Below are 14,167 nucleotides of genomic sequence, written 5' to 3'. Positions count from 1 at the left end.
ATTACATTTCCCCATTTAGATTCGTATGAATTGCGCGGCAAATAATCAGGTCGGGGGCGCGGGCGATTTCCTCAAGTTGGCCCGTAATCGGGCCGAACGTCGTGAGAAGAACCATTTGCTTTCGACATGCCAAGACCTCGGGGCAGGCCAGCATGCATCCTGTATATCAATAGAGATCAACAAATTATGCTCGCAACTGAAGCCGTAGGGTAGATGCCTTAGCATCTGCCCTACGGAAAAACCCGGATGCCTCAGGGTGTCACGGTTGGAAAGGCGACGACCATGTAACCGCTGGTAACCGGCAGGTCATCTCCGTCTTGGACAAATATCCGCCACTTCCCATCCGAATAACGGACGCCAAGGATCTCATCAACGTTATTAGCTGCGGCGCCCTGCGAGAAGAAATGCTGCACAAAAAGCACGGCGTCCGGCTTGCCATCGGTAAGCGCGTTCGTGATCACCGTTTCACCGTTGGCGGTATTCGCGGTAACAGCCGCGTGACGAAAGGAGATCAGAGAGCCCCCTACCTTGAGCTTAGTAACGTCAAGAATGTTATAAGCTGCCGCTACGTGTGGTTCACCATTTTCTTGGAAAAGGGCCCAGCGGCTCGCGATCGAAGGATGTCGGGAGCCAGCGGGAATGAAGAACAGGCCGATGCTGTTCGGTTGGGCCACGCCGTTCAGGATTGGAACTGGGTTGCTCATGTGGGTGCAGAGCAAGTTCGCCTCCGGGTTGTTTTTCTGTGTCTGGAAAAATGCGAGGCCTCCGTCGAGGTTCTGAGGTGTTACGCTCGTTGTTTTGGAAGCCGGAGCAATCATCACATTAAAGCCAGCGTTCACCGAAATATCTTCGAAATCGCTGTTGAAGATCTGCCACCTTTGAGTGGCGTGATTGTAAAGGACGCTAACATTATGCGGATTGGAAACACCGACCGAGTACTGTGATACGATCAACCGGTGAGAGGGCTTTCCATTGAAGTCGGGGTGGTCAACAGTCAGTGAATGATCGGTTGTATTCGCTGCTGTAGAAATGAAGCGATAGACTCTTGGAGCGGCTGCCCCGTGGGACGAAGCGATAGTAAGAAGAACTACTGCTAGCGATGCCCGCATAGAGTTGGCTGGGAAAAACAGGCGAGGTAACTGAAGAGTTTTCATAAGACGCGGAGTCGACCGCGCCGATCTTTCTACGTGCGGGTCCCCGTCTGGATCAACAATCTTCTTTTTTGAAACCAACCATCAACCGGAAGCGGATAACAGAGGCTTGAAGCAAGGTTGGGTAATGGTACAGTTTGAATAAAGCGCCGATTCCAATCGCCCGCCGTACTAGGGGATCAGGTTTTTCCTGATCCTTTTTTGCGTCTGAGTCCGAACGAACTCGCGGTACGTGTCGTTTCCGAGCACACCGGACAGCCTATCCCGCACGCAGAGCGGCGTGGACACGGGGGCGCTAGACGGAACCGAACACTGGCCCCTGACCCAGCCGTTGAACAAGCTCGCTGCCGAGCTAGACCGCATAGGGATGGGGACTACCGCAGAAGGCGTCCGCGAAGTGTCCGCTGAACTACAAGACCCGGCTCGCTTCAAAGACTATCTGCCGATGGTCGAGTTTGTTCGGACGTTTGTTGAGCGCGAAATGGTTTCCGTGAAGTTCTTCGCGGTCCCTAGCGACCGGGTTCATTGGGTGGAGCTGTCGCCTGAATCTTTGGTCGGCGAAGACTTTAGCGTCCGATTCAAAGATGCGGCTTTGCGAGATGATCTTCGGCGCGCCCTGCGGTGCTTTGCGTTCCGTGAGGACACCGCATGCGTTTCTCATCTGGTCATGCTTTTCGAGTCCTGCGTCAAAGCGTTCGCGAAAGCTGCGGGCGCAGCTCCCGGCAAAAGTTGGAGAGCTACCTGCGAAGCATACGAAAAGAGTAGGGATGCCAATCCTAGCACTTTACCTGTTGGGACAGACAAAGACTTCATGAACGGGGCCTGCCGTTTGAATCGGTTGGTTGCTTTCCAGTGGCGGAATGACTTGGCTCACGGCAACAAGTCTTTCTACGCCACGAATGCGGAGACGCTTCTCCATCTGATTCCAGAGTTTGTGAAGCACCTTGCGTCACGACTCGACGAAGATGGGAACTGGTATTCCCCGCCGACTTAGACCTCGCCCTATCTGAACCTCGAAGCCCGTCCTTGCGGCGGGTTTCTTGCGTCTGCGTATCAGTGCTTTACACGTCAAACTATACCACTCAGCCCAACAAGGGATGAACAGGTTATCACTGCGCAAACGTGCCCACGCCGTCGCCGCTCTGGTCGAGGGTAACAGCCTTCGCAGCACGACCCGCATGACGGGCATCCATCGCACCACGTAGCCAAGCCTGCTTGAGCGGCTTGGCTACGCAGGCAGCGCCTGCCAAGATGACGCTTTCCGCAACTTGCCGTGCAAGCGCTTGGAGTGCGATGAGATTTGGTCGTTCGTCGGGGCCAAGGACAAGAACACAACCGATGAGAAGCGGGCTGAAGTATGGGGCGACGTTTGGACATGGGTTGCCCTGTGTGCCGATACCAGGCTGGTCCCATGCTGGCATGTCGGTAGCCGCGACGGCTACAGCGCGAAAGCTTTCATGAATGACCCTGCGGGCCGTCTCAAGCACCGCGTCCAACTCACCTCGGACGGCCACCACGCCTATTTGCAAGCAGCCGAGGAGCCTTCGGCACGAACATCGACTTCGCGCAGCTGGTCAAGATCTACGGGGATGGTACGATGCCAAAGAGCGGGCCGCTCAAATACAGCCCGCCACGTTTCACGACGGCCCGCAAGACGCCGGTGACCGGGACGCCGAACGATGACGGTGTGAATGCGGTATGGGGCCGCTTCGACCAGTGAGGCGAGGAAGTCCGATAAAGTGGCTACCGATGGTTGGACTTCAGTCAGGCACCTCAAGGCCTGAGAGGTTGTCGTTGATTGCCCGTAGATATCCCTAGACCTCATGGTCTTCCAAAGTGTGGCCCGCAGAACCTACGACTGCTTGCTTCCATGCGTCGCCAAACATGATGGAAAATCAGCCACCAAAAATCGCTCACGTTGTGCCGTTCCTCGTCTGCGGTCGGCAGGGTGTGTCCCGCCTTTTTCATGCAGATCGGACCCAACTCATCACGAGAATTTTATAACCGACCCGTCAGTCTTTGAGCAGCACGCCAACTGCACTCCCGCAGGCCATTTGACAAAGCAGGAAGCGGAGCGAAAAGGTTGTTAGCCTCCGGAGTCAGCCGTGGGCGAGACCCGAAGACTACAATGAAATTGAACTACCTCTTCGCTGCTGCCGCCCTTGCCTTCATCCCCGCTTGTGAGAAAAACGAGACGCCGGAGGTGAAGGAAAAGATCGACGACGCGCTGGACCGCCGTCCGAACGAGGAACTGAAGGACGCCGGTGAAGACATCAAGGACGCGGCCAAAGACGCAGGCAATGACGTGAAAGACGCGGCCAAGGACATCAAGGAAGACGTCAAGGACGCGACCGAGTGAACCCCTGAGATACGAAGCTTTTACCCACCGGCATCCCTAGCAGGTTGCCGGTGTTTTGCTTCAGGCGGGAAAGCGCAGGAGGGCGTGATCCGCCACGGCCCGGAGTTCCGCGGCGGAGCTTCCGCCCGCCGATTGCACCGCCAAACCGTGAATGACCGTGGCGAGATAGGCGGCGAGGGTGGAAACGTCCGTCGCCTCCACGAGTTCCCCTTCTCTTTTCGCGCGTTCGAGGCGCTCGCGAATCGCGAGTTGGGTGCTCGAGCGCATGGTGACGAGTTCCTCGCGAATCGCCTTGGCTTCGTCGCCACAAACCAGAGCACCTTGGATAGAAAGACAACCACCCGGGTTGCCGGGGTTGCTCAGCACATCCACCGCCCCGTCGAGCAAAGCTCTAGCCATCTGGTACGCAGTCGGCATTTCGAGGGCCCGGGTCACGTAGGAGGCGGGGCCGGCCGTGTAGCGCTGCATCGCCTTGCGGAAGAGGGATTCTTTGTTGCCGAAGGCCGAGTAGAGGCTGGGACGGTTGATGCCCATGGCGGCGGTGAGGTCGGCCATGGAAGCGCCCTCGTAGCCCTTCTCCCAGAACACCCGCAGCGCCTTCTCAAGGGCGAGGTCCGCGTCGAATTCGCGGGGCCGGCCCAAAGATGAAAGAGACTTGGTGCTTTCTGTACTCATCGGTAAAAAACTCGCTTGACGCAGCTTGTTTCCGGAGATACGTCTCTACCGTTCGTTACAAAAGTCCAGCTTTGACGACTATGAATACCATTGCACTGACGACGGAGACTTTCGATGCCGCGATCCAAGGGACGGGCCAGCCCGTTCTGGTGGACTTCTGGGCGGAGTGGTGCGGTCCCTGCAAGATGAGCGGCCCGGTCGTGGACGCGCTCGCCACCGAATGGCAGGGCAAGGCGCTGGTTGCGAAAGTGGATGTCGATGCCTCTCGCGATCTGGCCGTACGCTACGGGGTTCAAGCGATCCCGACCTTCATCGTCTTCAAGGACGGCAAGGCGGTGAAGGTCTTGCGCGGTGCGCAGGACAAGCGGATACTAGCCGAGGCCTTGGCGGCGGCGTAATCGCCGGACATTTCTGAGTATGTGGGATAGACATCGGTCCGCGCGGGATCACCTTGCGCGGGCCGATCTGTTGATACGGTGGTCACCCTCTGCATGAGCTCCTCTACTTCACGCGGCGCGTCCTTGCTGCCGATTTTCCTTCTCTCCGCCGCCGGCTTCACCGTTCTCACCACCGAGTTCATCATCGTGGGCCTGCTCCCGGCGATGGCCCGCGATCTACAAGTCAGTGTTCCCACGGCGGGCCTGTTGGTCACCCTGTTCGCCTTCACCGTGGCAGCGGTCGGGCCGCCGCTGACGGCGATCATGGGCCGCTTCGAGCGGAAGCAGCTTTTCGTGGCGACCCTGCTGCTCTTTGCCGTGTCGAACCTGCTTGCGGCTACCGCATCCAATTTCGCGGTGATGGCCTTCGCCCGGTTCATCCCCGCCTTGGCGTTGCCGGTATTCTGGGCCTTGGCCAGTGAAACGGCGGTGGAAATCATGGGGCCGGAGCGCGCCGGGAAGGCAATCTCGATGGTCTCGTTCGGCGTCGTAGCCGCCACCATCTTCGGCATCCCTATCGGAACCTTGGTCGCGGACGCCTTCGGCTGGCGAGTCGCCTTCGGATCGCTGGCGGTGCTGGCCTTGGCCAAGGCAGTGCTGCTGATGCGTTTCCTGCCGATCATGCGGATCGAAAAGGAAGCCATCCCGGTCATGGCCCAGATGGGGATCCTGCGCGACCGCTTCGTCGCCGGGAACGTGCTGCTCTCCCTGCTCGTCTTTGCGGGGATGTTCACCTCCTACACCTACTTGGCGGACATCCTTGAGAAGATCGGCAAGTTCGACGGGGCTACGATCGGCTGGATCCTGATGGGCTTCGGAACGATGGGCTTGATCGGAAACTGGCTCGGCGGAAAGCTGGTCGATCGCAGCGCGCTGGGAGCCTCGGTCTTCTTCTGCGTGCCGATCGCGCTGGCAATGGTCGCCCTCGTCCCAGCGCTTCATTCCTACCTGCTAACGGGACTGATCCTGGCCGTCTGGGGCACGGGACAAGCAGGGCTCTTCACAGCGGCGCATGTGCGCGTGATGAAATCCGCCTCCGCGAATCCCGGCTTGGGAGCCTCGCTGAACATCTCCGGTGCCAACATGGGGATCGGTCTCGGAGCCGTTGTGGGCGGACGCGTCATCGATGCCTACGGACTGGGATGGGTAGGATGGGCCGCGGCCGGGGTGCTTGCCCTGAGCGTGGGACTGGCGCTGCTGATGATGGTCAGCCCGAAGAAGGAGAGCGGCTTGGTGCCCTGCATGGATTGCGATTCCTGAAGGCTCACACAGGACGGCTTGCACTCCGGGGCGAGCGATCCAACTTGGGACCATGGATGCCGAGACAACCTTCGCCGGGAACATGGATCGCTTCACGGGCTTCGCCGGCCAGTACGACGAGCACCGGGCGGCCCCTCCGGCACGGATGGCCAGTCTCCTGATGGAGATTGCCCAAGCCGACGCCAGCGGGACGGTCGTGGACCTGGGCTGCGGGACCGGCCTTTCAAGCCGGTACTGGGTCGGCAAGATCTCCCACATCATCGGCATCGAACCGACCGACTCGATGCGGGCCGAGGCGGAGCGCCGCGGGGGCGAAGGCCTGCGCTACCAGCGCGGATTCTCCCACGACACGGGTCTGCCGGATGGCAGCGTGGATATCGTGACTTGCGCCCAAGCACTGCATTGGATGGATCCGCAGGGAACCTTCTCAGAAGCCGCCCGCATCTTGAAAGCTGGCGGAGTCTTCGCCGCTTGCGACTACGATTGGCCACCGGTCACCGGCATCTGGAAAGTCGACAAGGCCTATGCCGAATGCGACCGGCAGGGGCGCGCACTGGAGCGCGAACTGGGCCTCGCCGATGCCTTGGAGTTCTACGAGAAATCCGGTCACCTCACGAGGATGCATGCCAGCGGTGCCTTCCGCTGGGTGCGGGAGATCCTGCTCCACGACGAGGACGAGGGGGATGCCGAGCGTCTGGTCGGGCTGGCACTGAGCCAAGGAAGCGTACAGACGCTCCTTAAGGCCGGACTCAGCGAAGATGAAATCGGAATCACGCGGCTGCGCGAGAAGGCTGGCAGCCTGATGCCCGGCAAGAAGCGCTGGCTCTGGTCTTCACGCCTGCGAGTGGGAGTGGTGTAAGACGGCTCACGAGAAGCGCGGCGGGCGACCCTCATCCAGTTCGATGAAGTCGAACATGGTAAGCACCGATCCAGGCGGGAAGCCGGACTCTTCCAAGCGGAAGCGGACGCGCTCGGCATAAGCATCGCGCCAGCCGATCTTCATCATGAAGCCGTTCCAAACTTCGATCTCCTCCTCGTTCGGCTCACGGCCCTTCTCAAAGGCCCAAGCAAGGAGTTCCTCGTCACCACCACCCTTGAGCGTCTCTGCCACGAGCTCAGCATAGTCCACGTGGAGGAAGCGACAGCAACGCGCATCATAGCCCCGGGGAACACCCATGGCCTCAACCCAACCGGGAGGGAGTTCGCCACGGACATGGAGGCGGATCTTATCGAGCATCCTGCCGAATTGGACGATGCCCCCTACTGTATCGTAGGGACTGCGAAGGCAGGGGATGATGGTGGCTGGCATGGTATGACGGGTCAGGAAATCACGATCTCCCGGAAGAGCGGGCGCTCCGAGGGACGCGGTGAGAGACAACGTCCGGCAAGTTCCTGCAGGCCTCCCAGATCAGCATCGGCGGAGCGATCGGCGCGCGCAAGCAGCTCTTCCAACAGGCAGCCGAAGGCCCGAACCTCGATCCGCTCCAAATCCGGCGCAAGCCCGGGAGGATGAAAGGAAGCGGCACCGAAGTCCCCGAGCAGCGCATGGGAATGCCCATTCCAGAGAATGTTGTGCGCGTAGAGATCGCCGTGAATCAATCCCCTGCCATGTAGGGCGGCAGCAGCAGCCGCGATGGAGGCGGCAATGCCGCGGACCGACGAAGCCGTGAGCAAGAGATCGGGAGCGTAAACGTCCCGCGTGCAGGTCTGGAAATCAGGCGGAGCGGCCAACGAACGATACTCCGGGCCGATCCACTTCATCACAAGCGCATGCCTGCCCTCCGGATGATCCGCGATTCTCCCGAGCACGGGAATGAGATGCGGATGATCGCCTGCGGCAAGGCTCGCCGCCATCTCGTCGGCAGGGAAGCCGTCACTGGTGACCTCGCCCTTGAACACCTTCACGGCAGCAGGAAGTTCTTCACCAGCGCTTCTACGAAGGGCTTGATAGATCACCCCTGAAGCGCCCTCGCCCAACCTTTCCTGAAGCTCGATGTCGTTCCAGGAAAGGACTTCGGTTTCAAGCGACACGGGAGCGGCAGCCAGCGGATTGCCACTGATGGCGAGCCATGAGAGAAGGGGCAACTGGAAGAGCCAGGAAGGGAGGGAGTGGAAACAGTTCGCGGAAAGGCGAATCAACTCCAAGGCCGTGCAGAAGGCCATCTCCGCCGGGAGCTCCTCCAAGCGGTTGCCCGCGAGCATGAGCTTGCGAAGGCCTGTGCAGCGACCTATCGATCCGGGAAGACGCTCGATCCGGTTGTCCGTCAAGATCAGCCAACGGAGCGATGAAGGCAGCGAGTCCTCCTCGACCTTGGCGATGCGGTTTGACTTGAACCCGACCATCTCCAGCGAAGGGCACGAACCAAGGACCTCGGGGACATGCTCGAATTCGTTCGAAGAGCAGAAGAGAATCTTGAGCTTCGCCAGACGCGTTAGGTCGGCGGGCAGATCCGACAAGCGATTGCCTGTTAGATTAAGGATCTCAAGAGTGCGCGCGAGTTCGAAGATTTCCTCGGGAAAGGAGGTCAGCCCGCAGGAAAGGTCGAGACGGGTGGCCCCTGCCAATTCACCGGCACGAAGCCTTGAGAGCGTATCGGGAAGGTGGCTCATGTCAGCGGATGGCGACGTAAGTGCCATCGAACTCCACACAGACGTTTCCTTCTTCCTCAATGGTGACGGCAAGCTTGATGCGGGCCTTGCCAGTGCGCTCGTAGCTCTTCCGGAAGCGGGCCATGGCCTGCTCAGAAGGGCGATCGCAGAAAGCGCGGATCTTGCCGCGGACGGGGCGGTCGTAAGAAACCTTCGAGCTGCGGATCACGATATGGGCATCCTTGTCACCGAGCTCGAGCCAGAGCAGGCAATAGCCTGCAAGCGTGGCAATCGCCGCGAGGCTACCGCCGAAGGCGGTGCCGAGATGGTTATGATTCACATCCAGCGGCGCGGTGACGATGAGGCGGTCGTCATCATAAGACTCCACGCTAACCGCCATCGCCTTCGTCACCGGGATCTTCCCGTGAAGGAAGGTCTCGATGTCTTCCGGCAGCAGATGCGGCTTCATGCGTCGAGCTGTTGGATCCGCGCGACATGGCGACCGCCCTCGAAAGCGGTGGACAAGAAGATATCGACGATTTCCAAGGCCGTGGCGAAATCCATCATGCGCTCGCCGATGGAGAGCACGTTGGCATCATTGTGCATGCGGGTGAGCCGGGCAGACTCCGCATTCCAGCAGAGACCGCAGCGCACGCCCTTCACGCGATTCGCGGCGATCGCCTCGCCATTCCCGGAGCCGCCGAGCACGATCCCGCGCTCAAACTGCCCGGCGGCCACCGCCTCCGCGACGGGGCGGATGAAGACCGGGTAATCGACGGACTCGGTGGAATCCGTACCGAAATCCGCGACCTCATGACCGGAGGCACGGAGATGGGCGATGATCTCCTGCTTGTAGCGGAAGCCGGCGTGATCGGAACCGATGGCGATCTTCATGGATGGGAGTCGGATGCCCACCACTTCGAGAGACAGGCGCCCGCGATATCGGGGATGGCCATACCGGATTCGGAGTAGTGGGAGCTATCGTTGAAAAGCATGAGACGGGCCCGGACCGGGTCCTTGAAATCGATGATATTCAGCGCAGCGGGATCTTGGTCGAGATTATCCCGGTAGCGGCGGGGATCGAAGCCCAGAAGCGAACTCAGCAGGAGCCGGATGGTGGCCTTGTGCGAAACGACGATGACCGGCTTACCCTGATGGGCCTGGACGATATCCAGCAGCGCGGGAAGGGCGCGGGCGGTGACCGCGAGACCGCTCTCGCCACCGACCGGGGCGAAGGTGAAGGGATCGCGGTCCCATGCCGCGGCCTCCGCCGGGTAGGCCGCCTCCACTTCCTTGCGGGTGAGCTGCTCCCAGTGGCCGTGCGAGATCTCCCGCAGGCCATCCCGCGGGGTGACATTCATGGCATGCGGGGCCGCGAGGATGCGGGCGGTCTCCATGGTCCGGCCGAGCGGCGAGGCATACACCGCATCGACCGGAATCAGGCTGAGGCGCTCGGCCAAGCGGCCCACCTGGGTGCGGCCCTCATCGGAGAGCTCCACATCGGTGGAGCCGGCAAAGCGGTCTTCCGCGGTGAGCACGGTAGCGCCGTGGCGGATCAGGAAGATGCGTGTGACTGACATCGCCCGAAGCAAGCCACTTCCGCGGCCGGATGGCAACCGTGCTCACGTCCATCCCGCGAGGCGCGTGGAGAGCCAATCGATCTCCTCCGGGAAGATCGTGTGATCGTAGCCACGGAAGATTTGCGAGGTGAGGTCCGCACCGCTGGCCTTCAGCGTGGCGATGCTCTCCTCCACCAGTGGAAGCGGGATGTGGGCATCATGCGTGGCGCAGGCAACGAGGACCGGAACGCCGCCGAGATCGGCAGGGCTGCGCGTGAGCTTCGGCGGGCCGACAAGGGCACTGCTCATCCCGGCCACGAGGCCGTAGGCCCGGGGATGGCGCATGGCATATTCAAGCGCGAGACAGCCGCCCTGCGAGAACCCGGCGATGCCGATCTTCCCGTAAGGAATGCCAGCAGCATGGATCTCCGCGACCAAGCCCTCGACAAGGCCGATGGCATTCGAGAGCCAAGGCTCGTTCTCCTCCAGAGGCACGAAGAAGCGCTGCGGATACCAGCTATTCTGGGTCGCCTGCGGGGCGAAGACGGCAAGGTCCTGCACCGGAAAATGATCGGCGAGGCCGATGATGTCCTCGGCATCGGCTCCACGGCCGTGAAGAAGGATCAAGGCACCTTTCGCGGCCGCAGGCTGCGGGCCGAGATGCAAGGTGCGGGTGGAATCGTGAAGGTTCATGATCGGATCAGGTGAAGGATTTGGCGACTTCGACCGGAGGCAGGAGCTGCTCAATCTTGGCGCGGTGCGGTTCAAACTGGCGCGGGAGCTTCAAGGCGGTGCCGAGGGATGCCGCGGGTTCATCCACGGCAAAGCCGGGAGTCTCCGTGGCGATCTCGAAGAGGATGCCACCACGCTCGCGATAATAGATCGAGTGGAAGTAATCGCGATCCATCACGGGTGACACTTGGTAGCCGGATTCTTGCAGTTCGCTTTGCTTGGCCAGTTCCGTGGCATCATCCGGCACGCTCCACGCAATGTGGTGGATGGTGCCCGAGCCGCCGCTGCCGCGCTTCGCGGATGGAGCTTGGATCACGTCGGCATAGCGACCGGAGCCGCCGGGGCCGGCTTCGAAGCGGGCGCGGTCCCCTTCCCGCTTCACGAGGCGGAACTGCATCTCGATGGAAAGCAGCGCTTCCGTGGGAGCGGCAAAGGCGACGGTGAGTTCCGCGGTGTGGAGGCCGCGGATGGCATGCTCCGCGGGGATGCCGGAGCCGGTCCAGCCGCTGCGCGAGTCCTCCGCGACAGCGACGATCTCGACGGGGATTTCATCCGGGTCGACGAAGGCAAGGACCTCTTCACCGAAGCGGGTCTTGTGCTCGACCTTCACACCATGACGCGCGAGGCGCTCCTGCCACCAAGCGAGCGAGGCGGGCGGGGCGGAGAAGACGAGCGCGGTCGTCTGGCCGCTGCCGATGCGGCCGCGGGCCTCATGGCCGGGCCAGTAGAAGAAGGTGACGATGCTGCCCGGCGTGCCGTGCTCGTCTCCATAGTAGAGATGGTAGGCCGAAGGGTCGTCGAAGTTGACGGTCTTCTTCACCTGGCGCAGGCCGAGGAGGCCGGCATAGAAGTCGATATTCTTCTGGGGATCGCTGGCGATGGCCGTGACGTGGTGGATGCCGGTGATCTGTGCGGTAGCGGTTTGAGTCATGGCGTGAGACTAGCTGAAGACCGGCATTCCGGGAAATGCCCGCTTGATAGACTGAGCATGCAGCGGGCGCATGCCCGCGAGACAGTCTGGCCGCTTGCGCGGAAAGAAATCGGCGGTAAATCCGGGACGCGATGAACATTCTATACACGACCCAAGCCACCTCCACCGGCGGCCGCGAAGGAAGCTCCAAGTCCGCGGACGGCGTGCTCGCCGTGACGCTCTCCACACCGAAGGAACTCGGCGGCGCCGGTGGCCCGGGCACGAACCCGGAGCAGCTTTTCGCCGCCGGATATTCGGCCTGCTTCCTCGGCGCCTTCAAATTCGTGGCGGGCAAGGAGAAGATTCACGTACCGGCCGAAGCCAACGTGACCGCGAAGGTCGGCATCGGCCCGCGGGATGATGGCGGTGGCTTCGGATTGGAAGTGGAGCTGACCATCAGGGTTCCCGGACTGGATCCCGCCAAGGTACAGGAGCTGGTGGAGAAGGCCCACGTGGTCTGCCCCTACTCGAACGCGACAAAGGGCAACATCCCGGTGACGACGAAGATTGCTTGAGGATTTCAAAATGAAAGGGGCGCGGCCATCACGGCCGCGCCCCTTTCTTATTTCCTCCAACTACCCTGAAAACTTCAGGCGATGCCGCCGAAGCTGACGTAGTCATCAACATCGAGGTAATCCGCGATGGTGCGGATGTCCTCGCGGGTCTTGCTCAGCTTGCCCACGATTTCCAGGAACCATGAAAGGGTTTCCACATCGCTATCCACGGGGCGGGTTTCCTGAAAACGGCTCCATTGATCGATCTCCCATTGCTCGCGCGGCTTGGTGGCATTCGCTTCGATCCACTCGAGGATCTCGCCATCGCCCTTGCCGGTAGCCACCTCCGCCTTGAGCGCTTCCGGATCGATGCCGGTGAACTTGAAGAAGTGCTGATCGAGCGGGCAGGCGTAGTGATACTCTCCATTCTTGCCGGCGAGGGTGGCGCGGCACTTGTCGAGCAGGCGCGGCAGCAGGACATAGCGGCCGAGACGGGCGCGAACGCTACGGGGCGGACGGAGGGTGAGATCGGTCTGGTTCATACGTTTTTGTTAGAGCAAGGATCACCAACCGCCGCCGAGGGCCTTGTAGAGGCCTACGGTGTTGGTGAGGCGGGCGAGGCGGACCTGGATCAAGGACTGCCGCGCGGAGTAGAGCTCCTGGTGGGCATCCAGCACTTCGAAGTAACTGTCCACGCCCTGCGTGTAGCGGGCATTGGCGAGATCGAAGCGGCGCTGCTGAGCCTCGACGAGGCCTTCGATGGCGGCGATCTGGCTATTGATGCCGGTGCGGGCCACGAGGCCGTCCGAGACTTCACGGAAGCCGGTTTGAATGGCCTTCTCGTAGCGTGCGACCTCGATCTGCTTGCGGACCTGTGCGGCATCGAGGTTGGCCTTGTTGAATCCGCCATCGAAGATGGGCACGCTGATCTGCGGCGTGAAGGCCCATGCGCTGGAGCCGCTCTGGAATAGATCGCCGAGGCTGCGGCTCGCGGTGCCGGCGCTACCGGTGAGGGTGATGCGCGGGAAGAAGGCGGCACGGGCAGCTCCGATATCGGCATTCGCCGCGTGGAGTTCATGCTCGGACTCGAGGATGTCCGGGCGACGGACCAAGAGATCCGAGGGCACGCCGGAGCGGAGATCCGCCACGAGGCCCTGCTCCAGGCTGCGACCTGCGGGCAGGCCATCGATCGATGCGCCGGTCAGGAAGACGAGCGCATTGTGCGTGACCGCGAGTTGCTGGCGATAGGCCGCGAGATTCGCTTTCGCGGTCTGGACCTGGATCTCCACTGAACGGGCATCAAGCTCCGAGACATCGCCGGCATTCAGGCGTGTCTTGGTGAGGTCGTAGGTCTGGCTGACCGAGGCGAGGGTTTGCTCGGAGAGTTCGATTTGCTCCAGCAGAGCGCGCTCGGCGAAGTACTGGCTGGCCACCTCTGCCACGAGTGAGATCTGCACGCCGAGGCGCGCGGCATCACTGGCCAGATAGCGCTCGAGCGCAGCTTGATTCAGGCTGCGAACGCGACCGAAGAGGTCGAGCTCGTAGGACGTGACACCCACCGAGACGTCGTAGTTCCGGGACTCGACCGCCGTCCCCCCGGAGACGGTCGAGCCCGGTGTCCGCCGTCTTGAGCCGGTGGCGGACAAATCGACGGAAGGGAAGAGCGCGCTACGGGAGATGCCGTACTGAGCACGCGACTGCTCGACATTCAGCGCGGCGACGCGGAGGTCGCGATTGTTCTCCAGCGCGTTGCCGACCAGCTTCTTGAGCCGCGGATCGGTGAAGAAGGAGCGCCAGTCGAGCGAGGCGGAGACGGAGCCTCCGCCATGACCCGAGAAACTGACAGGAACGACTTCCACACCCGGCTTATCGAGCGTGGGCACGAAGGAGCAGGAGCTGAAGAGCGCTGCGGTGAGCAGGAAGAGACGGGAAGTTTTCATG

18 protein-coding genes are annotated in these 14,167 nt (G+C 61.4%); 7 read left to right on the top strand and 11 right to left on the bottom strand.

Translation table 11 applies throughout. The features are described from left to right. Window positions 1-251: 251 nt before the first annotated feature. Window positions 252-1,154, bottom strand: coding sequence for a DUF7452 domain-containing protein (locus tag OJ996_RS04515; RefSeq protein ID WP_264511641.1), 903 nt, complete (start codon window positions 1,152-1,154; stop codon window positions 252-254). A gap of 328 nt (window positions 1,155-1,482) precedes the next feature. Here OJ996_RS04515 and OJ996_RS04510 point away from each other — a divergent pair, with 328 nt between their 5' ends. The 3 genes from OJ996_RS04510 (at window position 1,483) to OJ996_RS04500 (ending at window position 3,510) form a co-directional block, all read left to right on the top strand. Beyond that, window positions 1,483-2,145: a hypothetical protein gene (locus tag OJ996_RS04510; RefSeq protein WP_264511638.1), complete on the top strand. Its 663-nt coding sequence runs from the start codon at window positions 1,483-1,485 to the stop codon at window positions 2,143-2,145. 603 nt (window positions 2,146-2,748) lie between these two features. Next, window positions 2,749-2,871: a hypothetical protein gene (locus tag OJ996_RS04505; RefSeq protein ID WP_264511636.1), complete on the top strand. Its 123-nt coding sequence runs from the start codon at window positions 2,749-2,751 to the stop codon at window positions 2,869-2,871. Window positions 2,872-3,279: 408 nt separating this feature from the next. Beyond that, on the top strand, window positions 3,280-3,510 hold the full coding sequence (locus tag OJ996_RS04500) for a hypothetical protein (protein ID WP_264511634.1): 231 nt from the start codon (window positions 3,280-3,282) through the stop codon (window positions 3,508-3,510). 60 nt (window positions 3,511-3,570) lie between these two features. On the opposite strand, the gene OJ996_RS04495 is transcribed toward OJ996_RS04500, so the two are convergent. Further along, on the bottom strand, window positions 3,571-4,185 hold the full coding sequence (locus OJ996_RS04495) for a TetR/AcrR family transcriptional regulator (RefSeq protein WP_264511632.1): 615 nt from the start codon (window positions 4,183-4,185) through the stop codon (window positions 3,571-3,573). 80 nt (window positions 4,186-4,265) lie between these two features. Between OJ996_RS04495 and trxA the strand changes: the two genes are divergently transcribed. From trxA to OJ996_RS04480, 3 genes are all read left to right on the top strand, one after another. After that, complete coding sequence (trxA, locus tag OJ996_RS04490) at window positions 4,266-4,583, top strand: thioredoxin (protein WP_264511630.1); 318 nt, start codon at window positions 4,266-4,268, stop codon at window positions 4,581-4,583. A gap of 93 nt (window positions 4,584-4,676) precedes the next feature. Further along, window positions 4,677-5,882, top strand: a complete 1,206-nt coding sequence (locus OJ996_RS04485; RefSeq protein ID WP_264511628.1) for an MFS transporter — start codon at window positions 4,677-4,679, stop codon at window positions 5,880-5,882. A 52-nt stretch (window positions 5,883-5,934) separates the two neighbouring features. Then, window positions 5,935-6,741, top strand: coding sequence for a class I SAM-dependent methyltransferase (locus OJ996_RS04480; RefSeq protein WP_264511626.1), 807 nt, complete (start codon window positions 5,935-5,937; stop codon window positions 6,739-6,741). Between the two features lie 6 nt (window positions 6,742-6,747). On the opposite strand, the gene OJ996_RS04475 is transcribed toward OJ996_RS04480, so the two are convergent. Genes OJ996_RS04475 through OJ996_RS04445 form a run of 7 tightly spaced genes read right to left on the bottom strand, consistent with a single transcriptional unit; the run spans window position 6,748 to window position 11,693 of the window. After that, on the bottom strand, window positions 6,748-7,191 hold the full coding sequence (locus OJ996_RS04475) for a DUF5069 domain-containing protein (RefSeq protein WP_264511624.1): 444 nt from the start codon (window positions 7,189-7,191) through the stop codon (window positions 6,748-6,750). A gap of 11 nt (window positions 7,192-7,202) precedes the next feature. Then, on the bottom strand, window positions 7,203-8,492 hold the full coding sequence (locus tag OJ996_RS04470) for a leucine-rich repeat-containing protein kinase family protein (RefSeq protein ID WP_264511622.1): 1,290 nt from the start codon (window positions 8,490-8,492) through the stop codon (window positions 7,203-7,205). Between the two features lies 1 nt (window position 8,493). Further along, window positions 8,494-8,940 carry a YiiD C-terminal domain-containing protein gene (locus OJ996_RS04465; RefSeq protein WP_264511620.1) on the bottom strand — a complete coding sequence of 149 codons (447 nt, stop codon included), beginning with the start codon at window positions 8,938-8,940 and terminating at the stop codon, window positions 8,494-8,496. Further along, window positions 8,937-9,365, bottom strand: a complete 429-nt coding sequence (gene rpiB / locus OJ996_RS04460) for a ribose 5-phosphate isomerase B (protein ID WP_264511618.1) — start codon at window positions 9,363-9,365, stop codon at window positions 8,937-8,939. Before rpiB ends, OJ996_RS04465 begins: the two co-directional genes overlap by 4 nt. Next, window positions 9,362-10,051: a histidine phosphatase family protein gene (locus OJ996_RS04455; RefSeq protein ID WP_264511616.1), complete on the bottom strand. Its 690-nt coding sequence runs from the start codon at window positions 10,049-10,051 to the stop codon at window positions 9,362-9,364. Before OJ996_RS04455 ends, rpiB begins: the two co-directional genes overlap by 4 nt. A gap of 42 nt (window positions 10,052-10,093) precedes the next feature. After that, window positions 10,094-10,723 (bottom strand): alpha/beta hydrolase, encoded by a 630-nt coding sequence (locus OJ996_RS04450; protein ID WP_264511615.1) that lies wholly within the window; start codon window positions 10,721-10,723, stop codon window positions 10,094-10,096. A gap of 7 nt (window positions 10,724-10,730) precedes the next feature. After that, window positions 10,731-11,693, bottom strand: coding sequence for a ring-cleaving dioxygenase (locus tag OJ996_RS04445; RefSeq protein ID WP_264511613.1), 963 nt, complete (start codon window positions 11,691-11,693; stop codon window positions 10,731-10,733). Window positions 11,694-11,824: 131 nt separating this feature from the next. Between OJ996_RS04445 and OJ996_RS04440 the strand changes: the two genes are divergently transcribed. After that, the gene (locus OJ996_RS04440; RefSeq protein ID WP_264511611.1) at window positions 11,825-12,247 is read left to right on the top strand and encodes an organic hydroperoxide resistance protein; all 423 of its coding nucleotides are present in this window, start codon (window positions 11,825-11,827) and stop codon (window positions 12,245-12,247) included. Window positions 12,248-12,321: 74 nt separating this feature from the next. On the opposite strand, the gene OJ996_RS04435 is transcribed toward OJ996_RS04440, so the two are convergent. Next, window positions 12,322-12,768, bottom strand: a complete 447-nt coding sequence (locus OJ996_RS04435; RefSeq protein ID WP_264511609.1) for a DUF5069 domain-containing protein — start codon at window positions 12,766-12,768, stop codon at window positions 12,322-12,324. A 21-nt stretch (window positions 12,769-12,789) separates the two neighbouring features. Continuing rightward, on the bottom strand, window positions 12,790-14,166 hold the full coding sequence (locus OJ996_RS04430; RefSeq protein WP_264511607.1) for an efflux transporter outer membrane subunit: 1,377 nt from the start codon (window positions 14,164-14,166) through the stop codon (window positions 12,790-12,792). Window position 14,167 lies beyond the last annotated feature (1 nt).

This window comes from Luteolibacter rhizosphaerae (assembly GCF_025950095.1).
GTDB classification, from domain to species: Bacteria; Verrucomicrobiota; Verrucomicrobiia; order Verrucomicrobiales; family Akkermansiaceae; genus Haloferula; species Haloferula rhizosphaerae.
This window is presented reverse-complemented; position numbering and strand designations above follow the sequence as displayed.

Excerpts from the sequence above, each read along its gene's own strand:
- OJ996_RS04515 (WP_264511641.1), bottom strand. The coding sequence starts at position 1,154 with ATGAAAACTCTTCAGTTACCTCGCCTGTTTTTCCCAGCCAACTCTATG.
- OJ996_RS04505 (WP_264511636.1), top strand. The coding sequence starts at position 2,749 with ATGCCAAAGAGCGGGCCGCTCAAATACAGCCCGCCACGTTTCACGACG.
- OJ996_RS04500 (WP_264511634.1), top strand. The coding sequence starts at position 3,280 with ATGAAATTGAACTACCTCTTCGCTGCTGCCGCCCTTGCCTTCATCCCC.
- OJ996_RS04495 (WP_264511632.1), bottom strand. The coding sequence starts at position 4,185 with ATGAGTACAGAAAGCACCAAGTCTCTTTCATCTTTGGGCCGGCCCCGC.
- trxA (WP_264511630.1), top strand. The coding sequence starts at position 4,266 with ATGAATACCATTGCACTGACGACGGAGACTTTCGATGCCGCGATCCAA.
- OJ996_RS04485 (WP_264511628.1), top strand. The coding sequence starts at position 4,677 with ATGAGCTCCTCTACTTCACGCGGCGCGTCCTTGCTGCCGATTTTCCTT.
- OJ996_RS04480 (WP_264511626.1), top strand. The coding sequence starts at position 5,935 with ATGGATGCCGAGACAACCTTCGCCGGGAACATGGATCGCTTCACGGGC.
- OJ996_RS04475 (WP_264511624.1), bottom strand. The coding sequence starts at position 7,191 with ATGCCAGCCACCATCATCCCCTGCCTTCGCAGTCCCTACGATACAGTA.
- OJ996_RS04470 (WP_264511622.1), bottom strand. The coding sequence starts at position 8,492 with ATGAGCCACCTTCCCGATACGCTCTCAAGGCTTCGTGCCGGTGAATTG.
- OJ996_RS04465 (WP_264511620.1), bottom strand. The coding sequence starts at position 8,940 with ATGAAGCCGCATCTGCTGCCGGAAGACATCGAGACCTTCCTTCACGGG.
- rpiB (WP_264511618.1), bottom strand. The coding sequence starts at position 9,365 with ATGAAGATCGCCATCGGTTCCGATCACGCCGGCTTCCGCTACAAGCAG.
- OJ996_RS04455 (WP_264511616.1), bottom strand. The coding sequence starts at position 10,051 with ATGTCAGTCACACGCATCTTCCTGATCCGCCACGGCGCTACCGTGCTC.
- OJ996_RS04450 (WP_264511615.1), bottom strand. The coding sequence starts at position 10,723 with ATGAACCTTCACGATTCCACCCGCACCTTGCATCTCGGCCCGCAGCCT.
- OJ996_RS04445 (WP_264511613.1), bottom strand. The coding sequence starts at position 11,693 with ATGACTCAAACCGCTACCGCACAGATCACCGGCATCCACCACGTCACG.
- OJ996_RS04440 (WP_264511611.1), top strand. The coding sequence starts at position 11,825 with ATGAACATTCTATACACGACCCAAGCCACCTCCACCGGCGGCCGCGAA.
- OJ996_RS04435 (WP_264511609.1), bottom strand. The coding sequence starts at position 12,768 with ATGAACCAGACCGATCTCACCCTCCGTCCGCCCCGTAGCGTTCGCGCC.
- OJ996_RS04430 (WP_264511607.1), bottom strand. The coding sequence starts at position 14,166 with ATGAAAACTTCCCGTCTCTTCCTGCTCACCGCAGCGCTCTTCAGCTCC.